We start from the raw sequence: 532 nt of genomic DNA, 5'->3' as shown, positions 1-532 counted from the left end.
AGATAATGACCAGGACAGTTTTCCTCTTCATACCTACAAGTTAAGAAACATGTACAACATTCCTGAATTTTTAGAAGTTTATAACCCACCTAAAAACAAAACCCGCTTCACTGCTGAAGCGGGTTTTAAGTATTTCTTTGTTTTAATTTCTATTTTGCAATATTCACTGCGCGGGTCTCACGTATCACCGTCACTTTCACCTGCCCCGGATAGGTCATATCTGTCTGGATCTTTTGAGAAATTTCAAAAGACAAATTTGCTGCCTTATCATCACTGACTTTTTCACTTTCCACGATCACACGTAATTCTCTACCCGCCTGGATCGCATAAGCTTTCTTCACGCCTCCAAAACCAAATGCGATATCTTCAAGATCCTTCAATCTCTGAATGTATGAATCAAGAACCTGTCTTCTGGCGCCCGGTCTCGCTCCGCTAATCGCATCACATACCTGCACTATAGGAGACAATAATGAATTCATTTCTATCTCGTCGTGGTGAGCTCCAATCGCGTTGCAAACATCAGGTTTTTCAC

General features: G+C 41.4%; 1 pseudogene. It reads right to left on the bottom strand.

The annotated features are described in order from the left end of the window. Positions 1 to 149: 149 nt before the first annotated feature. A pseudogene (locus HC175_RS17175) lies at positions 150 to 532 on the bottom strand (ribonuclease Y); the annotation flags it as partial.

Source organism: Salinimicrobium oceani (genome assembly GCF_012037645.1).
This window is presented reverse-complemented; position numbering and strand designations above follow the sequence as displayed.